Source organism: Acidobacteriota bacterium (genome assembly GCA_003696075.1).
In the GTDB taxonomy this organism is placed as follows: domain Bacteria; phylum Acidobacteriota; class Polarisedimenticolia; order J045; family J045; genus J045.
Map to the genome: position 1 here is coordinate 16,441 of RFHH01000181.1, position 17,658 is coordinate 34,098.

Below are 17,658 nucleotides of genomic sequence, written 5' to 3' on the forward strand. Positions count from 1 at the left end.
CGTGTCGACCGCCTGCACGGTCCAGTTCTTCTGCGTCACATGCGGCGACGGCCGAGAGATGTCGGCCGAGGAGCGCGAGGACGGGCTGCTCGACCTCGTCTGCGGGGCCTGCGGCGAGCACTACAGCAACATCCCGCGGGAAGCGGTGGAGAGATTCGAGGCGGCGTCCTCGTCTCCCTCCGAAGAGGCCGAGCCGAGCGGCGGCGGCGACGAGGCGGCGACACCCAGGGCTCTGCGCCAAAAGATCGAAGGCGAGACCTCGGAGGGCACCGACCAGCCGGCCGAGGAGGCTCCCCCGGAGCCGCGCCCCCGGCACGCCGTCGAGAAGGCGCGCCGGATCGCGGAACGCCACCGGCTCCCGTTCCTTCTCGCGTTGCAGGTCGCGGAGGGCCGGCTGTCGCTCGCGCAGGCGCAAGCGAAGGCCCGCAACGCCGCCGCGGGGAGCTCCGCCGCACCTCGGGCCGGATTCGACCGGCGCGCCGCCTGGCTGGCGGTCGCCGCGTCGGGGCTCGCCCTCCTCCTCCTGCTGCTGACCCCCCGGCGGGCGGGTGAGGAAACGGCGCCCGGAGAGGAAGCGCCGCCGCCGGCCGCCGCCGCCGCTCCCCGCGAGCGGCCGGCACCGCGTCCGCCGGCGCGTCCGCTGCCGCCGAAAGCGCTGGTGGAGCTTCAACGCACCGCCGGCGGTGAGCTTGCGGGGATCACCGCCCCGACACCGGAGGCTGTCCTCGAGACCTTCTGCCGCCGGGCGTCCTACCGCTGCCTCGAACCGGTGGGGATCGGCCCGACCCTCCCGATGCGCTCCCGGACGCGGCTCGGTCTTTACATCTCCCGCCGGGCCGACCCGCCTTTCCGGGCGATCCGCATCGTCTATCGCCCGGAGGAGCATGGCTGGCGCGCCGGGGACGGCAAGTCTCCGATCCCCTCGGTCCCGGCCCCGGACTATCCGGACGGTGTCGTGATCCACCCCGTGCGCGGGGGATCGTGACCGGCCGGTTGTGGCCCCGGCGGCATCGTCGTAAGAAACGTGGCGGACGGCGCGCCCGGCTCTCCGGGGATCGTCGCCGGCTCGAGGAGGTCTCATGTCGCGCTGGCCTGCCGGCGCCGCGGCGGCCGCCGCGTGCGCGGCACTGATCGCGGCGCCCGCCATGGGTGCCGACGTCACCAACCCCGCCGACGTCACCGGCTTGACGGCCGTGCGGGAGGGAACCGACGTCCACCTCACCTGGGCGCCGGTGACCACCGACGCGGCGGGACAGCCCGAGAACGTCGACTTCTACAAGATCTATCGCGGCGCCACACCCGATTTCGTCCCGGACAAGTCCGGGGGATCGAACCAGATCGGGACGTCCACCTCGACCGACTTCGTCGATCCGGGTGCGGCCACCCCGGGTGGGAACGCCTTCTATCTGGTCAGCGCCGTCGACACGGCCGGCAACGAGGGCCGGACCAAGAAGAGCACGATCACGAAGCCCCCCGTCCTGTCCGGTTACTGGACCGACACCTCGATCGAGCTCCAGTGGACCTCGGCCGAGCCGGCCGATCAGGTCACCGGCTACCGCGTGTACTACGGGCGCGCTTCCCGGCAGTACGAATTCGTCGACGACGTGGGGATGGCCACGAGTCACTCCCTCACCGGCCTGGAGACCAACGTCAACTGGTATGCGGCGGTCACCGCGATCGACGTGAACGGGAACGAGTCGGACTTCTCCAACGAGCACGTCGATGCCGTCGGCGGCACGATCGACCTCCGGGCGATGAACGAGGTGAAGCTCTGCTGGGGGGCGGACAACTGCCCGCCCCTCCCGGGAGAGATCCAGCGCTCGAACGGGCAGGAGAAGCTGCTGGCGGTCGATTTTCCGGAGGGCGACTGGACGAACATCACGGTCACGCTCACGCTCGACTCCCGGCTGTGCGGGCCGCCGATCGCCCCCGACAAGTGCGGCGACCAGAATCCCGGCTGGAATCCGTGCGGCGATCCCTGGGACCGCACGGCCCATCTCTTCCTGGTGCTGGACGACTGCGTCGACACCGGGGGGAGCTGCGTCGGGACGCACGAGAACCTCGAGCTGATGCGGGCCATCACCCCGTTCGGGACCGATGCGCCGCCCCCGGACGGTTCGGGGGTCGTTCCGCCGCGCGTGCTGACGCTCGACATCACGCCCTACCGGCCGCTGCTCGTCGGAAGGAAGTACCTGGGTGCGAAGATCTCCACCTATGTCCGCTACTGGTGGGTGAGCGCCGACTTCCACTTCAGCGAGCGGCCCGAGGAGGCCTCGCCGAAGCCGCCCGCCAAGGGCGTGAAGGTGCTCTTCTTCGGCAACGCCGACCCGCCGACGAAGACGATCAGCATCCCCGCCTCCGCCACCCAGGTCATGACCCGGCTGTTCACCACCGGCCATGGGGGGAACTCCCGCTGCGACGGCGGGAGCAACGATGGTGGCGCCTGCTCTTCGAGCGCGGAGTGCCCGGGTGGCTCCTGCCAGAACTGCGACGAGTTCTGCCATCGCCTGAACCAGATCATCGTCGACGGCACGCCCGTGTGGGAAACGGTGCCGTGGCGGGACGACTGCAGTCCGGGAAGCATCTTCGCCTGCCAGGAGTGGAACGCCTGCGGGTGGCCCTCTTGCACCTTCTCGCGCGCCGGCTGGTGCCCCGGCTACATCGCCTGCCATCACGACGCCCCGTGCGACCAGGATCTGGACATGACGGCCTATCTGGCACCGGGCGGCACCTACGACGTCGACTATCACGTCGCCGTCCGGACCGGAAGCTGGGCGGTCAGCCTCGTCGCGTACTGGTACTGACGGGCCTTCCCCGCGGCCCCGGGAAGGGGAGCCGGCCGCCGGCTGGACAAGGCGGCCCGGAGAATCGACGTTGGCAGGGATGGATGACGCCCTGCCGGTGGCCTATCGGCCGATCCTCGTGACGGGGCTGCCCCGTTCCGGTACCTCCCTGATCGCCGGGTGCCTCGAGAGGTGCGGCGCGTTCGTGGGCCGCTGCGTCGAGCCGACCCCGGAGAATCCGAAGGGGTTCTTCGAGAACGCCTTCTTGCGTGACGAGATCGACAAGAGGCTCCTCCGGGCCCTTCACGCCGACCCGCGCGGCGTCGACCCGCTCCCGGCGCTGGCCGAGGTCCCCGGGATCCGGGGCCTGGAGCGGGTCGTCCTCGAGGCGCTGAGGATCGAGGGGTACGACGGGCGGCGCCCCTGGTTGTTCAAGGACGCCAAGCTCACGCTCCTGTGGCCGGCGTGGGCGACGGCCTTCCCGGCAGCGCGGTGGGTCATCGTCCGGAGGCGCGAAGAGGACGTCGTTCGCTCCTGCCTGAGGACCGGTTTCATGCGGCGCCGCTCCGGCGATCCACGCTTCTGGCGGCTCTTCTGCCGGGCCTACCTCGACCGGCTCGAGCGACTGAAGGCCAGCGGTGCCTGGTGGCGCGAGATCTGGCCCGGCGGCCTCGTCGGCGGTGACCTCGCCCCCATCGAGCGGCTCTGCGCGGACCTCGGACTCGAGCCGGCACGGGAGGCGATCCGGCGGTTCGTGGCCCCCGAGCACTGGCACGCTCCCGCCGGTTGAGGGCCGTTGCGGGGGCCCCGCTTGTCAGGGCCGGACGGGGGCCGAATATTGTCCCGAGGGCCCCGCCGGGTGCGCCCTCGGGGGCCCTGACGCCGGAGGGGGAAGGACGTGAACCTGCCCAAGCCTCCCGAGTACCTGCCGCCGGGGCCGGCCTTGAACCGGCTCGTCGCCACCCTGATCTGCGGGGCGACGAGCGGGATGCCGGACGAGACCTATCCCGCCTACAGCACCGACCCGGCCCTCGCCTTCGAGGCCGTGGACATCTTCCTGAGCGAGTTCGACGAGGCGAAGCTCACGATCGAGTACCCTGTCCCGGAGGTCTGGATCAAGATGAGTTCCGACGAGACCCACTCGAGCTGGGTCCCGGTCGCCTTCACGGTGGGAGACACGCTCCCGCACGCCCTCTGCCTGGCGATCCTCAAGGCGAAGGGGCACGAAGCGGAGATCACCGTCGATGCGAAGGCGGCCTCATCAGAGGCGGGCTGAGGGCCCGATTACCAGTCTCCCCAGACGTCGTCCTCGTCCTCGGTCATCTCGGAAGTCGGTTCGTCGGCGGGAAATCCACCGAGCTTGGATTCGTACCTCCGGCACAATTCCTCGAACGCCTGCACCGCGCGGCGCCGTTCCTCTTCGATGCGCCGGATCCGCTCGGCCTGCTCGCGGTCGCGGCACCGCATCTCCTCGAGCTCGCGCTCGAGCTGCTCCAACCGGCGGGCCGTCTGCTTCGCCTCCATCTCGTACAGCTTGTTCTGGGTTTCGACCGCCTTGAGGATCTCCTCGCGGTCGGCCTCCATGTGCCGCAGTTCGCGGATGCGGGCCGCCTCCGCCTGACGGAGCGTGCGGAGCTCCTCCTCCAGCTCGCGGATCTTCGCGTCCCGCTGGGCGAGTTGCCGCTCGGTCTCCCGCCGGAGCTTCTCGTACCGGGACTCGGCATCCAGCAACCTGTGAATCCGAGCGAATTCCGCTTCCGTCGGCATCGTCGACTCCTCGTTGACGCCGTGGCGCCGCCTCTCCGGGTGCAGGGCCCGCTGGCAAACTCCGCGCAGGAGGGCGTCGAACTCCGCGGCGTCGGGGGAGACCCGCCGCGCCGCCTCCGGTTCCACCACGCGGTGCACCGCCAGCGCGACGAGCGACTGGTTGAGCGTCTGCATGCCACGGCCGCCGTTCTCCCGGGCGATCGCCGGCACGATCTCCTCGAGCCGGCCTCGGGCGACGAGGGCCGCGAGGTCGTCGGTCCGCCGCATCACCTCGACCGCCGCCACCATCCCGCTGCCATCCGCGCGCTCCACCAGCCGCTGGTGGACCACCGCCTGGAGGACCTCGGCGACCCGTGCCCGCCGCCGCTCGTCCTCCCCCGCACCGGCCGCCGCGATCGCCTCCGAAAGCGACGCAGCGCGCACGGTGGCGATCACGAGGCGATCGCCGGCGGCGTCCACGACGGCGGACCACGTGGGCTCGTCGCGGACCTCGTCGAGCGCGATCACGTCGGCCCCGTCCCTGATGGCGTTGCGCAGCGCCTCCTCGGCGGTGGCGACGTCGGCGCCGATCTCCTGCTGGATCACCGAACCGAGCCCGTCGGCGATGAGGTGCTCGATCGGATCCTCGATCGTGCACACCTGAACGAGCCGGCGGTCCACCACCTCCCGCAGCAACGCCGCGAGGGTGGACGATTTCCCGGAGGCGGGCGGTCCGGCGATCAGCACGAGGCCGTGCGCGAGGCCGGCCAACGGCCTGAGCAGGTCCGGCAGGTGCAGCGAATCGATCGTCGGCGGGGCCGCAGGAAGCCGCCGGAAGGAAGCGGCCAGCGTTCCCCGCTGGTGGAAGAGCGTCGCCCTGAACCGAGACACGCCGGGCAGCGAATAGCCGAACTCGACCCGCATCCGTTCGGCGAGGAGCCGCGCCCGCTTCGGTGTGAGGAGCCGGCGCAGGACGCGATCGAGTTCCGTGGGCGTGAGAGGTCGGCCGGGGAGGGGGATGAGCTTTCCCCGGAGCCGGAGCAGCGGAGGCCGCATCGGCTTGAGATGAAGGTCGGAGGCGTCCTGCTTGACCGCGACCCTCAGGAGGTGATCGAGCTCGAGCGTTCCTTCGGCGCCACCGCTCACGGGCCGTCCCCGGACCGGTCCCCGGGCGGCGTGGCCGCCGCCGGGCAGACCGGTCGACGCTGCCAATCTAGGGTCTGGCCCCGGCGCCGGCCATGACGGAACGGCGGCGGCAAGGCCGGGACAAGCGGCACACCGGCGTCATCCGCGCCGGTGGTGCCACGCCATGGCGAGAAGGCGGCGAAGCGGGGTCGGCCGCACTCCGCGGGCCCGGTTCTCGCGCCCGATCTCGAAGGCGAGCCGCCACTGCTCGGAGAGCACCGCCAGGGCCTCGCGCAGGCCGAACCGCGGGTCGTACACGTGGGTCGCCTCGGAGGTGACTCCGTTCAGCTCGATGATCCGGATCCCCTCTCCGCGTGCCAGGTCGGACTCCGACGGTGCCCGGACGTCGTAGCGCCCGAAGTGGAACCCCGGTACCCGGCGGCTGATCTCGTCGATCCGGCGCGACAGCTCCGGAGTGGCCAGCTCCGCTGCATCCTCGAACACGGCCCCGCGGCAATGGGTGCCCAGCTCGACCAGGCGGACCCGCTCGCCCGCCGCCGGGACATCGTCCAGCCGGCCGGCGTTGGCGGCGAAGTAGACGGGTGCCAGGGCGACGGCGCGGGGATCGTCGAGGATCAGCCTCTCCAGCGTGCGGCGGCCGTCGCCCACGACCTCCGGCAGCCTCTTGCGCGTGACGGAGAAGAGGAACCCCCTCTCCTCTCCGGGGCGCCGGACGTAAAACAGCCCGAACTCGACCCCCGGCACGTACTCCTGCACGATCAGCGCCTCGCCGTCATCGAGGATGCGGCGGCGGGCCTGGTCGAGGTCGTGGCAGATCCGGACGCCGTATCCGCGCTCGCCGACATCCGGCTTGACGACCACCGGCGGTCCCCCGACGGCGGCGGCCGCCGCTTCCAGGGCGCGCAGCCGATCTTCTTTCCCGCCGGGCGGGATCAACCGGAAGCGCGCCACGGGAGCGCCGGCGCGTTCCAGGGCCGCGAGGATCCCGCTCTTGGACTCGCCGACGAATCCGCCCGCCTCGATGCACGGGTTGGCGGCGGTGAACACCGTGAGGCCGCCGTACCGCCAGGCGTGGTGGAGCAGGCGCGGGGCGAGAAGGCCGTAGATCACCCACGCCGGCCAGAACTCCCAGCGACGGAGGCGGAGAAACCACCCGGCGAGCCGGCGCCTGCCCCGGTGGGTCGCCGCGGCCGCCGCGAGCCTTCCGGCGAGGACGAGGGCGGCGACCGCCGCCACGATTCCGGCCAGCCCCACCCGGCGCGCCGCCAGCAGCGGTGCGAGGAACGGCCGCCCGGCGAGCGCTGCCCCGCCCACCACGAGCGGCGTCCACAGCGCGGCCGCCGCGAAGAAGTAGAGAACGAACGCACCCGCCCCGGCCCCCGCGACACCGGCGGAGAAGTAGACCGGCAGCCGGGCTCCGGGAAGGAACCGTGCCGCGAAGATCGCCGCGGGACCGCGGCGTTCGAACCAGGCCCGCGCCCGCTCCACCTGATCGGCTCGGATCAGCCAACGGAGCGGCGGCCGCCGGAGGGCGGGGCGCCCCAGCAGGCGCCCGGCCGCGAACAGTCCGAGGTCGCCGATCGCGATTCCGGCGAAGCAGGCGAGCGTGCCGGGAAGGAATCGAATCCGTCCGGCCGCGATGAGCGCCCCCGTGGCGAGGCATGTCAGATCCTCGCTGGCCAGCGTCGCCGCCGCGATGAGCGCGGAAAGCACGACGAGCGCCAGGCCGGACGCCGGAGGGACCCGCGTCGGGTCGAAGGGACGCTCCGACATCGCCACGCGGTTCGGATCGGCCGTGGCGCGCACCGCGGCCAGACCGCCGTCCACCCGGTCGAGGAAGTCCTTCAGGACGGTGGCGATCCGGCCGGGGTGCCGGAAGACGGTGAAGTGATCCCCCTCGTCGAGCAGCAGCTCGCTCTGGGGCAGGAGCCGGTGATGCTCCAGCGCGGCGGCGGCGGGAACCAGGGGATCGGCCTTGCCGTGGACGATCAGGGCGGGGCCGCTCCAGCGCCTCAGGGCCGCCCGGAGCGGCCGCTGGTCGCTCTCGTAGAAGGTGCGCGCGTAGGAGACGACCGGAAAGGTCCGATCGAGCAGCCCCATGTGGGGGGTGAACGCGCGGAGCGACCACAAGGCGGCCAGTTGCAGCCCGTGGAGCGCGTGGTTCAGCCGCGCGTCCCCGAGGAGCTCGAGTTCCTGAACGCCCGTCGCCGAGAGCAGGGTGAGCGAGGCCACCCGCTCCGGAAAGCGGTCCGCCAGCAGGATCGCCACCGCGCCGCCGAGACTGTAGCCGACGGCGTGCACGCGCTCGATTCCGAGCGCATCCAGCCACGCGCCGAGGCGCAACGCATCCGCCTCGATCGACAGGTCGCAAGGCTCCCGCTCGCTCGCCCCGTGTCCCGGCAGGTCCGGCGCGAGCACACGCCGGGAGCCCGCCAGGCGCTCCGCGAGGCCGGAGAGCCCCCGGGCGTCGCCGGGGCTTCCGTGGATCAGCAGGACGGGAGGGCCGGGGGGGCCGGGGCGGTCGGTCCAGGCGATGTGCGAAACGCCCGTGCACCCGGTTCCGGCCTCACGCTCGTCGATGACCGCGACGCGCTGCCCCGGCCTCGGCGGTCCCCAACCCGGCAGGAAGGCCCGGACCGCCGTCGACAGGGCGAGGGCCGCCAGGTAGGCGAGGGCGGCCGCGCGCCGGGCGCGCTTCCGGAAACGGGAGCGGCCGCTCACGCGCCGCGCGGGGAGGCCTGCGGGAGCCGCCGCAGGGGAAGGGTCCGGGGCGGGCCGAGCTCCGTGCGGCACGGGGGGCCCGGGGCGTACCACATCCGTGCCACGTCGCGCTCCACCGAGACGCGGGTCAGGCTGACCGTCCTGGCGTCCGGCCGGTGCATGCAGACCGAATAGGGGCCGATCTCCGGCTCGTGGCTCCGGTGGTACTCGAAGAGCCGGTTCGGATCGCGGCGGCCCGACGGGCCCAACCGCCGGAAGAGACGGCGCCGCGAGAGGGTCACCCCGGCCGGGTCGACGGACGAGGAGACCACCGGCTCGGCGTCCCAAGCGAGCGTGCTGCGGGCGACCCCGCGGCCGTCGTAGAGGACCATCAGCGGCGGGCTGCCGTGCTGGAAAAGGACGAGGCGGAAGGGACGGAACCGCCGGGCCACCCCTTCCGTGACCGCGCCGGCCGCTTCGGCGGCGGAGCGGCAGGCGGCCAGGGCGACGACGAGCCGGCCCCGGCTCTCCAAACCGCTCTCGACGGCACCCTCCGTCCCCTCGTAGTGGTTGAGCAGGCACAGGACGAGGCCCGCCTCGTTGACGGCGATCCAGGTGCCGCCGCTCTCCCCGTCGATCGGCGCGAGGAACCGCAGCGGTCCGGGGTGGACGCTCGGCGGAAGCGCCGCCTTCCTGTCACGCCGCTCATCCCGATTGAAGAAGAGCTCGAAACCCTCGGGCCGGTCGACGAAGCTCAGCGTGCACATCGTCCGTCAACGCTCACTCCAGGACTCGAGCGTCGATGGGGCGACGCCGAAGGTCTCCGGGACGGCGCAGCCCCAGGAACGCAGGACGAGCGCGACGATGGCGAAGTGGTGCACCGTGTGCGACAGCAGGAATTGGAGCTCCCGTCCCACGCTCGACGGCTGCCAGGCTCGCTCCGGATCGGAGCCCGACTCGGCGCGAACGAGCAGCGGCGTCTCGGTGCCGATGTCCCGGAGTTCGCGCAGCGAGTGCACGGTGCGGCGGATCCGCGCCAGAGCGCGCTGCGGGTCGGTCTCCTCGGCGGCGTCCCGGCGCCGCCGGTCGTAGTCGACTCGCCGGTCACCGATCCCGGCGAAGAAGCGCTCGTAGAAATCGATGCCGTGGCGGAAGTGCGCCCCGACGGTGGCCCGCTGGCCAGGGATGGGGCGCGAGTAGGTGGCGGCGTCGAGCGAGCGGATCAGCGCCTCCCCCTGCCTGAGCACCTCCACGTTGCGCCCGATCAGGCCGTTCCGGGAAGGCATCGCTCCTCACTCCTTTCCTCGCTCAGGCCGAGGGCCTCGCAGACATCGTCTCTCAGCTCCGAGGCCAGCTGTTTCCGGTCCGGGCCGGTGCGCGCGGGCCGGTAGCGGACGGCGGCGGTGAATCCCCGCAGTCCCAACAGCCTCCACAGGTGCGGGGCCATCACGGCGTCGCCCCACCAGCAGACGGCCTCTCCGGCGGGAGGGTCGCCAGGCGCCGTTTCGTACCGGATCGCGGCGGGCTGCACCGGAAGGCCGCGGCGGATCGCTGCGTCGAGCAGCGGGGAACGGAACGGCAGCACCCGGTCCCCCGCGGTGCTGGTCCCCTCGGGGAAGAACGCCACCCTGAACCCGGCGTCCAGCACCGCTCCCATCTGCGCCAGAGCCCGCTTCAGATCGCTCATCCGCGCGCGGTCGATGAAGATCGTTCCGGCCAGGCGCGTGATCGGCCCGAGGAGGGGCCACCGCGCCACCGGCGCCTTCGCGACGAAGATCGCCGGAGAGGTGGCCCCGAGGGCGATCACGTCCATGTACGAAAGGTGGTTCGCTACCAGGAGCACCGGCGGCGCCGCCGGGGAGCCGTCCGGTTCGATCCGCATCCCGGAGATCCGCGCCACCGCCCGGCACCATCGCCGAAACTGGTCCAGCCGCCGTCGCAACCTGTCCTCGTCGCGGCGGGCCGAGACGAGGCGCGCCGAGAGAACCGCGGCATGGTAACCGGTCACCGCGGCGAGTGCGAGAATCCGCAGCAAGGCTCGGAGATGACCGCGCATCGCGTGGCTCACTCGAAGAAGCGCCGGAAGTCGCCGGAGGGCATCCGCGTCACGTCGAAGAGGACGAGGAAGTCGATCGTCTTGAACCGCCGGTCGATCGCCGGGAGGCTGCAGACTTTCGCGCCGTACCTCAGGTAGACCCGGAACAGCGGCGGCAACTCGCACCGCTCCCCGCCGGCCGCGGACGGTCCATCGCATCCGAACCCCGGCCGCGGATGGACGAGGTACTCGGGATGCATATGGCCGCCCCGCCGCAGGTGGGCCAGCGCACGGGCACCGTCCGCCGGATCCTGGCTCGTCAGCGAGCAGCAGCCGAACAGGAAGCGCTTGCCGGACCGGCGCACGTAGCGGGCGAGGCCGCGCCACAGCAGGAACAGGACCTGGTGATTCCGGTGCTCGCGCGCCACGCAGGCGCGGCTCAGCTCGATCGCGTCCTCGAGGAGCGCCGCCGGAAATCCGGACAGATCGAACTCGGAAGCGGAGTAGAAGCCGCGATGCCGCGCCGCCATCGCGCTCGTCTGCAGGCGGTAGGTGCCGGCCAGCGCTCCGGTCCTCCGGTCCTCGACCATGAGGTGATGGCATCCGGGATCGTACTCGTCCAGATCGCGCCCGGTGGCCCAGGACTCGTCGAGACCCTCTCCCAGCTCCAGGTTGAACACGGCGAACCGCAGCCGGGCCACCCGGTCGAGGTCGGCGGGGGTCCGCGCGAAGCGAACCTCGAACCGCGGGTGCGACCGGTCGGGTTCGGGAAGCAGCTCCGGGAAGGCCGGGTAGTCGGTCCGGGCCGCCGTTCCAGTTTCGCTCTCCATTCGCCCTCCGAAAGGGTGACCGCATTATCGGCCCGTGCCCGGCCCGAGGCACACCGAGTTCCTCCGGGGGCGGTTGGAAGCCGCGGAGCGATGCCCTACAGTCGCGTCACACCGGAACCCTCCCGAGGAGACGACCATGCGCCGTGCCTTGCTGATCGCGTTGTCGCTCGCGGCCCTGCCCGGGACCGCCGAACCCGCGGCCCCTATAGACCCTGCGCTGATCGGCGCCGAGGGGGCCGAGGGGCGGCGGCCGCGCGGCTTCGTCTGGAGCGAGGACGGGGCGAGACTCGCCTTCCTCTACGACGGCGCCGGGGGCGACGCCGTCTACGTCACCGACGTCGGCACCGGGCGGACCGCGAAAGAGCTGGAGGCGTCGTCGCTGGAGGCCGGAGGGAAGAGAGCCGACCGCATCGACGCCGTCCTCTGGTCGCCGGCCGGAGAGTCGCTGCTCCTGCGGGCCGGAGGCGACCTCTTCCTCCATCCGCTCGGGCAGAGCGACTCTCGCCCGCTGACCCGCACGCGCGCCGAAGAGAAGGATCCCAAGTTCTCGCCCGACGGGACCCGCATCGCGTACGTCCGCGACGGGAATCTGTTCCTGATCGATCTCGCCGAAGGCGAGGAGCGCGCGCTCACCCGCGACGGTCGCCCCGGCGCGGTGCTCAACGGCGACACCGACTGGGTGTACTGGGAAGAAATCTGGGGGCGTGACGCCACCGGATTCTGGTGGAGTCCGGACGGGCGGCGGATCGCCTTCTACCGCTTCGACGACACGGCGGTCGACGCGTTCCCCATCGCGGGAGTCGAACGTCCCTATCCGCGTGTCCGCTGGCAGAAGTACCCGGCGGCGGGGCGCATCAACCCCGCCGTGCGGGTGGGTGTTCTCGACCTGGACACGGGCGGCATCGTCTACGCCGACACGGGAAACCGGGACGCCTACCTCGCCCGGGTCGCCTGGGAGCCGGACGGCAGAGCCCTCGACATTCTGCGGCTCGACCGGGAGCAGACGACCCTGACGCTGCTCCGCTGCGACCCGGAATCGGGCGAGTGCAAGCCCCTGATCGAGGAGAGCCATCCCACCTGGGTCAACGTGGAGAAGGACTTTCTCGTGCTTCCGGATGGACGGTTCGTGTGGGGTTCGGAGCGGAGCGGCCGGCGGCGTCTTTATCTCTACTCCCGCGACGGGAACTTGCTGCATCCGCTCACCCCGCCGGACCGGATCGTCACCTCCCTCGACGGTTTCGACCGGGGCAGCGGCGAGATCGTGTACACCGCCACGGGGAAGGGCGAGCTGGGCGCCACGGTGCGGCATGTCTTCCGCGTCCCGGTGGACCGCCCCGTCCCGGTCGCGGTCACGGACGGGGACGGCTGGCACCGGGCGTGGCCGTCGCCGCGAGGCGGACACTTCGTGCACTCCTTCAGCGACGCCGACCATCCGCCGCGGATCGAGCTGATCCGCGGCGACGGCTCCGCGGTGGCCCTGCCGTCTTCGCCGCCGCAATTCGATCCCGACGCGCTACCCCGGTGGCGCTTCCTGACGATTCCAGGACCGGAAGGGCTGCGGTTGCCCGCGATGCTGCTCGAGCCGGAGACGCTCGAGCCGGGGAGCCGGCATCCGGCCATCATGTATCACTACGGAGGGCCGGGCTCGCAGGTGGTCGCCCGCCGCTGGTCCGGGCGCGGCCGGGGCTTGTGGCACAAGATGATGGCCCAGCGCGGGTTCCTCGTCCTGAGCGTGGACAACGCGGCATCGATCCACTTCGGCAAGTCGGGAGAGGATCGGATCCACCGGCGGTTCGGGGAGGTGAACCTCGCAGCGCAGCTCGCGGGGGTGAGATTCCTCGCCTCGCTTCCCTACGCCGACACGGCGCGGATCGGTCTGTGGGGCTGGTCGGGCGGCGGCGCGAACACCCTCTACTGCCTGCTGCACCGGCCCGGGGTCTGGCGGGCCGGCGTGGCGGGGGCTCCCGTGACCGACTGGACCCTCTACGACACGATCTGGACCGAGCGGTATCTCGACAGTCCGGCGGACAACGAGGACGGCTACCGCGAGTCCTCGCCGATCAGCCACGCGGCGGACCTCGCCGATGCCTTGCTGATCGTCCACGGGACGGCCGACGACAACGTCCACATGCTGAACACGCTAGCGTTCGTCGGCGAGCTGGTCGAGGCCGGCAAGCCGTTCGAAATGGCGATCTATCCGGGGCAGAAGCACGGTTTCCGCGGCGCCGCTCTCCGCCACTTTTACGCGCGGATGACGGAGTTCTTCGAGCGGCACCTGGCCGCCGGCCGGTAGAGAAGCCTCAGCGCAGAGCGTCGATCGCCTCGGGGTTGGCCACCGAGGAGAGATCGCCCGGAGGCTGGCCCATCAGGACCCGCCGGATGACACCCCGGACGATCTTGCCCGACCGGGTGACCGGGAGCGCGGAGACCCAGCGCACCGCCGCCGGGCGCATGGCGGGCCCCATCTTCTCCGCGATGTGCGCCGCGACCTCCCGGCCGAGCTCGTCGCTCGGCGTGACGCCGGGGGCGGGGACCGCCAGCAGCTCCAGACGCGTCCCCTTGATCTCGTCCGGCAGGCCGACCGCAGCGGCCTCGCGCACCGCCGGGTGGTCCACGGCGGCGGCCTCGACCTCGGCGGGACCGATTCGCTTGCCGGCGATCTTCAGGGTGTCGTCGGCGCGCCCGGTCAGGAACCAGAAGCCGTCCTCGTCGCAAAGGGCCCAGTCCCCGTGGAACCAGACGCTCTCCCCGAACCGCTCGAAGTAGGTCTTCAGGTACCGTTCCGGGTCGTTGAGGAAGCCGCGCGTCATATTGGGAGCGGCGTTCTTGCAGACCAGGTAACCGACCTCCCCGCGCACGCTTCGTCCCTCCTCGTCGAAGACATCCACGTCCATGCCGAGGGCGGGCCCCTGGAGAGTCGCCGGTTTGAGCGGCGCCACCGGCAGAGGGGCGAGGAGGCATCCCATCAGCTCCGTGCCTCCCGAGATGTTGATGATCGGACAGCGGGAGCCGCCGACGTTCTCGAAGTACCACATGTACGACGCCGCGTCCCACGGTTCCCCCGTGGAGCCGAGCACCCGGAGGCTCGACAGGTCGTGTGCCTGGAGCGGCTCGGTCCCGAAGCCGGCGAGGAGGCGGACGGCCGTGGGCGCGACCGCGAGGTGGGTGATGCGGTGCCGCTCCACCATGGCCCACAGCCGATCCGGCCCCGGATGGGTCGGCATGCCGTCGAGCAGCACGACCGTCCCCCCGTGGAACAGGGCGCCCAGGATCTCCCACGGTCCCATCATCCAGCCGATGTCGGTCAGCCAGAAGAGCCGTTCGCCGGGGCGGAGGTCCATGTGGTAGCCGACCTCCTTGGCGGTGACGATCTGGACCCCCGCGTGCGTGTGCACCGCACCTTTCGGCTTGCCCGTCGTTCCGGATGTGTAGAGAATGAGCGAACGCGCCGACGCGTCGAGTTCCTCCGTGGCCCACTCGTCCTGTGCCGCCTCTTCCAGTTCGTGCCACCACAGGTCGCGCTCGCTGTTCCACGGGATCTCGTCGCCGCTGTGGCGGAGAACGACCACCTGGTAGACCGACTCCGCCAGGTCGGCGCCGGCATCGGCGGTCGGCTTCAACGCGATCTTCTTCCCTTTTCGCCGGGTTCCGTCCGCCGTCAGGAGCACCCCAGCGCCCGCGTCCCGCAGCCGGGCCGCCAGCGCCTCCGGCCCGAAGCCGGCGAAGACAGGGACGGGCACGGCGCCGATCTTGAGGCAGGCGAGAAGGGCGACCACGACGTCGGCGGACATCGGCAGGTAGAAGCCGACCGCATCACCGGCACCAAGGCCGAGGCCGGCGAGCGCGGCGGAAAGGCGGGAAACGCGGACGGCGAGCTGTTCGTAGGTCAGCGTGACGACGTTCTCATCGTCGTCTTCCGCGATCACGGCCGTGTGTGCACCTCGGCCGTCCCGCAGGTGCCGGTCGAGGCAGTTGTGCACGATGTTGATCCGGCCGCCGATGAACCACTCGGTCCAGGGGAGACCGCGGGAGTCGTCATAGAGCTGCCGGTAGTCTTCGAACCACTCGATGCCCAGGTCGTCGATGATCGCCGGGTAGAACCACTCCGGCTCGGCGGCGGCGCGGCGCCGCAGCTCGGCGGCGTCGGCGATGCCGTGCCGGCGCATGAAGCGGGCTACGTGGGAGTTCTCGAGGTCGTCCGGGCGGGGCCGCCAGATGATCTCGCCTGTACCCATCGCTGCCTCCTCAGGACCAGCTCAGGTGATAGTCAGGATCCTCGATCCCGAGCGCGTGTTTCGTGGGGACCAGCGGCTTGAAGGTGTCGACCATGACCGCGAGCTCCTGCGTCCTTTGCGTGCCCACCGACGCCTCGTAGGTTCCGGGGTGCGGGCCGTGCGGAACCCCCGCCGGGTGCAACGAGATCGATCCCGGCGCGATGCCCCTGCGGCTGGTGAAGTTTCCCTCGACGTAGTAGATCATCTCGTCGCAATCCACGGAGCTGTGCGGATACGGGCAGGGCACCGCTTTCTCGTGGAAATCCACCACCCGGGGGACGAAGGAGCAGACGATGAAACCGCCTCCAGCGAAGGTGAGGTGGATCGTCGGGGGGAGGTGGACGAGGCCGGTCTTCGGCTGGAAGGCCCGGATCGGGAAGGCGAACGGCCAGACCTGGCCGTCCCAGCCGATCACGTCGAACGGATCGTGTGTGAGTTCATGAGCGGTCAGCGCGTCGCCCCGCTTGACAACGAGGCGCCGCGGCGCGCCGAGCGAGGCGGGGCCGCGATCGGGCCACTCGGGGGGCCGGAAGTCCCGGTGCGAGTACGGTGCATCCATGCGGAGCTGGCCGCCGGCGTTGCGGAACTGGCGGGGCACATCGACATAGCTCCGCCCTTCGAGCACCAAGAGTGTGAGCACTCCGTCCGGCAACCATCGGTGCGGCAGCGCGCGTGGAACGAAAACGTAGTCGTGCGTTTCCACCCGGAGGGAGCCGAGCGGCGTGTCCAGTCGGCCGCCGCCCTCCACCACGAAATGCAATTCATCCCCGTCGGCGTTGGCGCAAAGCTCCGGATCGGCGTCCGCCGCCCGTGCCATCCAGACGCCGAGATCGGAATTCGCGAGCAGCAGCTTCCGCCCGCGAAACGGCGCTCCTCCCCGAGGCAGCCGCGGCGTCAGAAAATGCCGGCGCCGCGTCCGGTCACCCGCCTCCGGCTCGGCGACCCCGGGATGAGGTCCGAGCTCCTCTCGCGAGCCGATCCAGTGGGGCGGCCGCCGGTGGTACAGGATCGTGTAGAGCCCGTCGAATCCCTGACGGGTCAGGCAGTGCTCGAAGGCCATGGAGCCCTCGGGCCGGAAGGCGGTGTGCGGCTTGTCGGGAACGTCTCCGCGCTGAAGGCGGTGGATCATCGCGGCGTCTCCATCCCGGCGGTCCGACCGGGCGCGCGCCGGGGCGGCGTCATCTTACCCCGAGGAAAGCCGAGGGCGTTCAGGCGCGCATGATCAGGTCGGCGATGGTCACGAGGCCCTCGACGTCGGTTCCGCAGAAGGCGTCCAGACGATCGGAATCGACATCGAGCACCGCCACCACCCGCCCGGCCTCGCGCAGCGGGACGACGACCTCGCTCTTCGATCGTGCGTCGCAGGCGATGTGGCCCGGGAAGCGGTGAACGTCCGGAACGAGCACCGGCTCGCCCCGCCGCACGCACTCCCAGCAGACCCCGCGGCCGCGCTCGAGCACCTGGCACGCGAGCGATCCCTGGTAGGGGCCGACGACGAGATCCTCGCCGACGAGCCGGTAGAAACCGGTCCAGAAGAAGTGCGGCATCTTGTGGTGCAGCAGCGCCGCGGCGGTCGCCATCCGCGCCGTGCGGTCCGGGGTCGCGGCGAACAGCTCCTCGAGTTGGCGGGCGATGCGCTGGTAACGTCCGGAAAGGCGATCGGTCGGTGACGGTCCGGTCATCCGGGTCGGCCTCGCCCCGGCGGTCGCGCCGGGCCCCTCATTCTGGCCCGAGGGGGGGCGCGCTGCCAGAGCCGTGCACCCGGGCCGGCCGCGGCGGGTTCAGCGCGCCGCCCGGCGCCCGCCCCCACGCACCCTCGCGCGCCTTTCACGCGCGCCCTTTCTCCTTTCAGCGGTAGCCGTGGAGCTTGCTCCCCGACTCCGAACAAGCTCCCCGGCTCCGAGCGGCCTTCCCGGCTACGGCACGCACCCCGCGGGGTTGCCGTTCGCCCGTTCGTTTCCGCTGCTGTCCGAGCCCCACGTCCCCGCCGCGGGACACGTCGCGTTCAGGCCGCGCACCAAATAGAAGAATCCCGCACCCGACGCCGGCACCTCCGGATCGTCGAAACGCGTGTCCGTCCGGTCCGGATCGCGGTCCGACTGGCACGACCCGTAGTCGCTCCCATCCAGACTCGACAGATCCCC

Annotated in this window: 15 protein-coding genes; 5 read left to right on the forward strand and 10 right to left on the reverse strand. The window is 71.5% G+C overall.

Going from position 1 to position 17,658, the window contains the following annotated elements; genetic code table 11:
- Position 1 precedes the first annotated feature (1 nt).
- From D6718_12060 to D6718_12075, 4 genes are all read left to right on the forward strand, one after another.
- Positions 2 to 985 (forward strand): hypothetical protein, encoded by a 984-nt coding sequence (locus tag D6718_12060; protein RMG43525.1) that lies wholly within the window; start codon positions 2 to 4, stop codon positions 983 to 985.
- A 94-nt stretch (positions 986 to 1,079) separates the two neighbouring features.
- Positions 1,080 to 2,804 (forward strand): hypothetical protein, encoded by a 1,725-nt coding sequence (locus tag D6718_12065; GenBank protein RMG43526.1) that lies wholly within the window; start codon positions 1,080 to 1,082, stop codon positions 2,802 to 2,804.
- A gap of 79 nt (positions 2,805 to 2,883) precedes the next feature.
- Positions 2,884 to 3,573, forward strand: coding sequence for a hypothetical protein (locus D6718_12070; protein RMG43527.1), 690 nt, complete (start codon positions 2,884 to 2,886; stop codon positions 3,571 to 3,573).
- A 108-nt stretch (positions 3,574 to 3,681) separates the two neighbouring features.
- Positions 3,682 to 4,059 carry a hypothetical protein gene (locus D6718_12075; protein ID RMG43528.1) on the forward strand — a complete coding sequence of 126 codons (378 nt, stop codon included), beginning with the start codon at positions 3,682 to 3,684 and terminating at the stop codon, positions 4,057 to 4,059.
- A gap of 8 nt (positions 4,060 to 4,067) precedes the next feature.
- Here D6718_12075 and D6718_12080 read toward each other — a convergent pair whose 3' ends face one another.
- From D6718_12080 to D6718_12105, 6 genes are all read right to left on the reverse strand, one after another.
- Complete coding sequence (locus D6718_12080; protein ID RMG43529.1) at positions 4,068 to 5,675, reverse strand: hypothetical protein; 1,608 nt, start codon at positions 5,673 to 5,675, stop codon at positions 4,068 to 4,070.
- Positions 5,676 to 5,813: 138 nt separating this feature from the next.
- Positions 5,814 to 8,468, reverse strand: a complete 2,655-nt coding sequence (locus tag D6718_12085) for an alpha/beta fold hydrolase (protein ID RMG43530.1) — start codon at positions 8,466 to 8,468, stop codon at positions 5,814 to 5,816.
- Positions 8,393 to 9,142 carry a hypothetical protein gene (locus tag D6718_12090; protein RMG43531.1) on the reverse strand — a complete coding sequence of 250 codons (750 nt, stop codon included), beginning with the start codon at positions 9,140 to 9,142 and terminating at the stop codon, positions 8,393 to 8,395. The genes D6718_12085 and D6718_12090 overlap by 76 nt, the downstream gene beginning before the upstream one ends.
- Positions 9,143 to 9,148: 6 nt before the next feature.
- On the reverse strand, positions 9,149 to 9,661 hold the full coding sequence (locus D6718_12095) for a DinB family protein (protein ID RMG43532.1): 513 nt from the start codon (positions 9,659 to 9,661) through the stop codon (positions 9,149 to 9,151).
- Positions 9,640 to 10,443, reverse strand: coding sequence for a 1-acyl-sn-glycerol-3-phosphate acyltransferase (locus tag D6718_12100; GenBank protein RMG43533.1), 804 nt, complete (start codon positions 10,441 to 10,443; stop codon positions 9,640 to 9,642). The genes D6718_12095 and D6718_12100 overlap by 22 nt, the downstream gene beginning before the upstream one ends.
- A complete protein-coding gene (locus D6718_12105) occupies positions 10,440 to 11,240 on the reverse strand; it encodes a GNAT family N-acetyltransferase (protein ID RMG43534.1) in 801 nt (266 codons plus the stop codon). The genes D6718_12100 and D6718_12105 overlap by 4 nt, the downstream gene beginning before the upstream one ends.
- Before the next feature lie 136 nt (positions 11,241 to 11,376).
- On the opposite strand from D6718_12105, the gene D6718_12110 reads away from it, so the two are divergent.
- Positions 11,377 to 13,533, forward strand: coding sequence for a S9 family peptidase (locus D6718_12110; protein RMG43535.1), 2,157 nt, complete (start codon positions 11,377 to 11,379; stop codon positions 13,531 to 13,533).
- Between the two features lie 7 nt (positions 13,534 to 13,540).
- On the opposite strand, the gene D6718_12115 is transcribed toward D6718_12110, so the two are convergent.
- From D6718_12115 to D6718_12130, 4 genes are all read right to left on the reverse strand, one after another.
- Entirely contained in the window at positions 13,541 to 15,475 is a 1,935-nt protein-coding gene (locus D6718_12115; protein RMG43536.1) for an AMP-dependent synthetase, read from the reverse strand.
- Positions 15,476 to 15,485: 10 nt separating this feature from the next.
- On the reverse strand, positions 15,486 to 16,643 hold the full coding sequence (locus D6718_12120) for a homogentisate 1,2-dioxygenase (GenBank protein RMG43537.1): 1,158 nt from the start codon (positions 16,641 to 16,643) through the stop codon (positions 15,486 to 15,488).
- 79 nt (positions 16,644 to 16,722) lie between these two features.
- Entirely contained in the window at positions 16,723 to 17,196 is a 474-nt protein-coding gene (locus D6718_12125; protein ID RMG43538.1) for a GAF domain-containing protein, read from the reverse strand.
- A gap of 234 nt (positions 17,197 to 17,430) precedes the next feature.
- On the reverse strand, positions 17,431 to 17,658 hold a 228-nt coding region (locus D6718_12130), incomplete at its 5' end, for a hypothetical protein (GenBank protein ID RMG43539.1).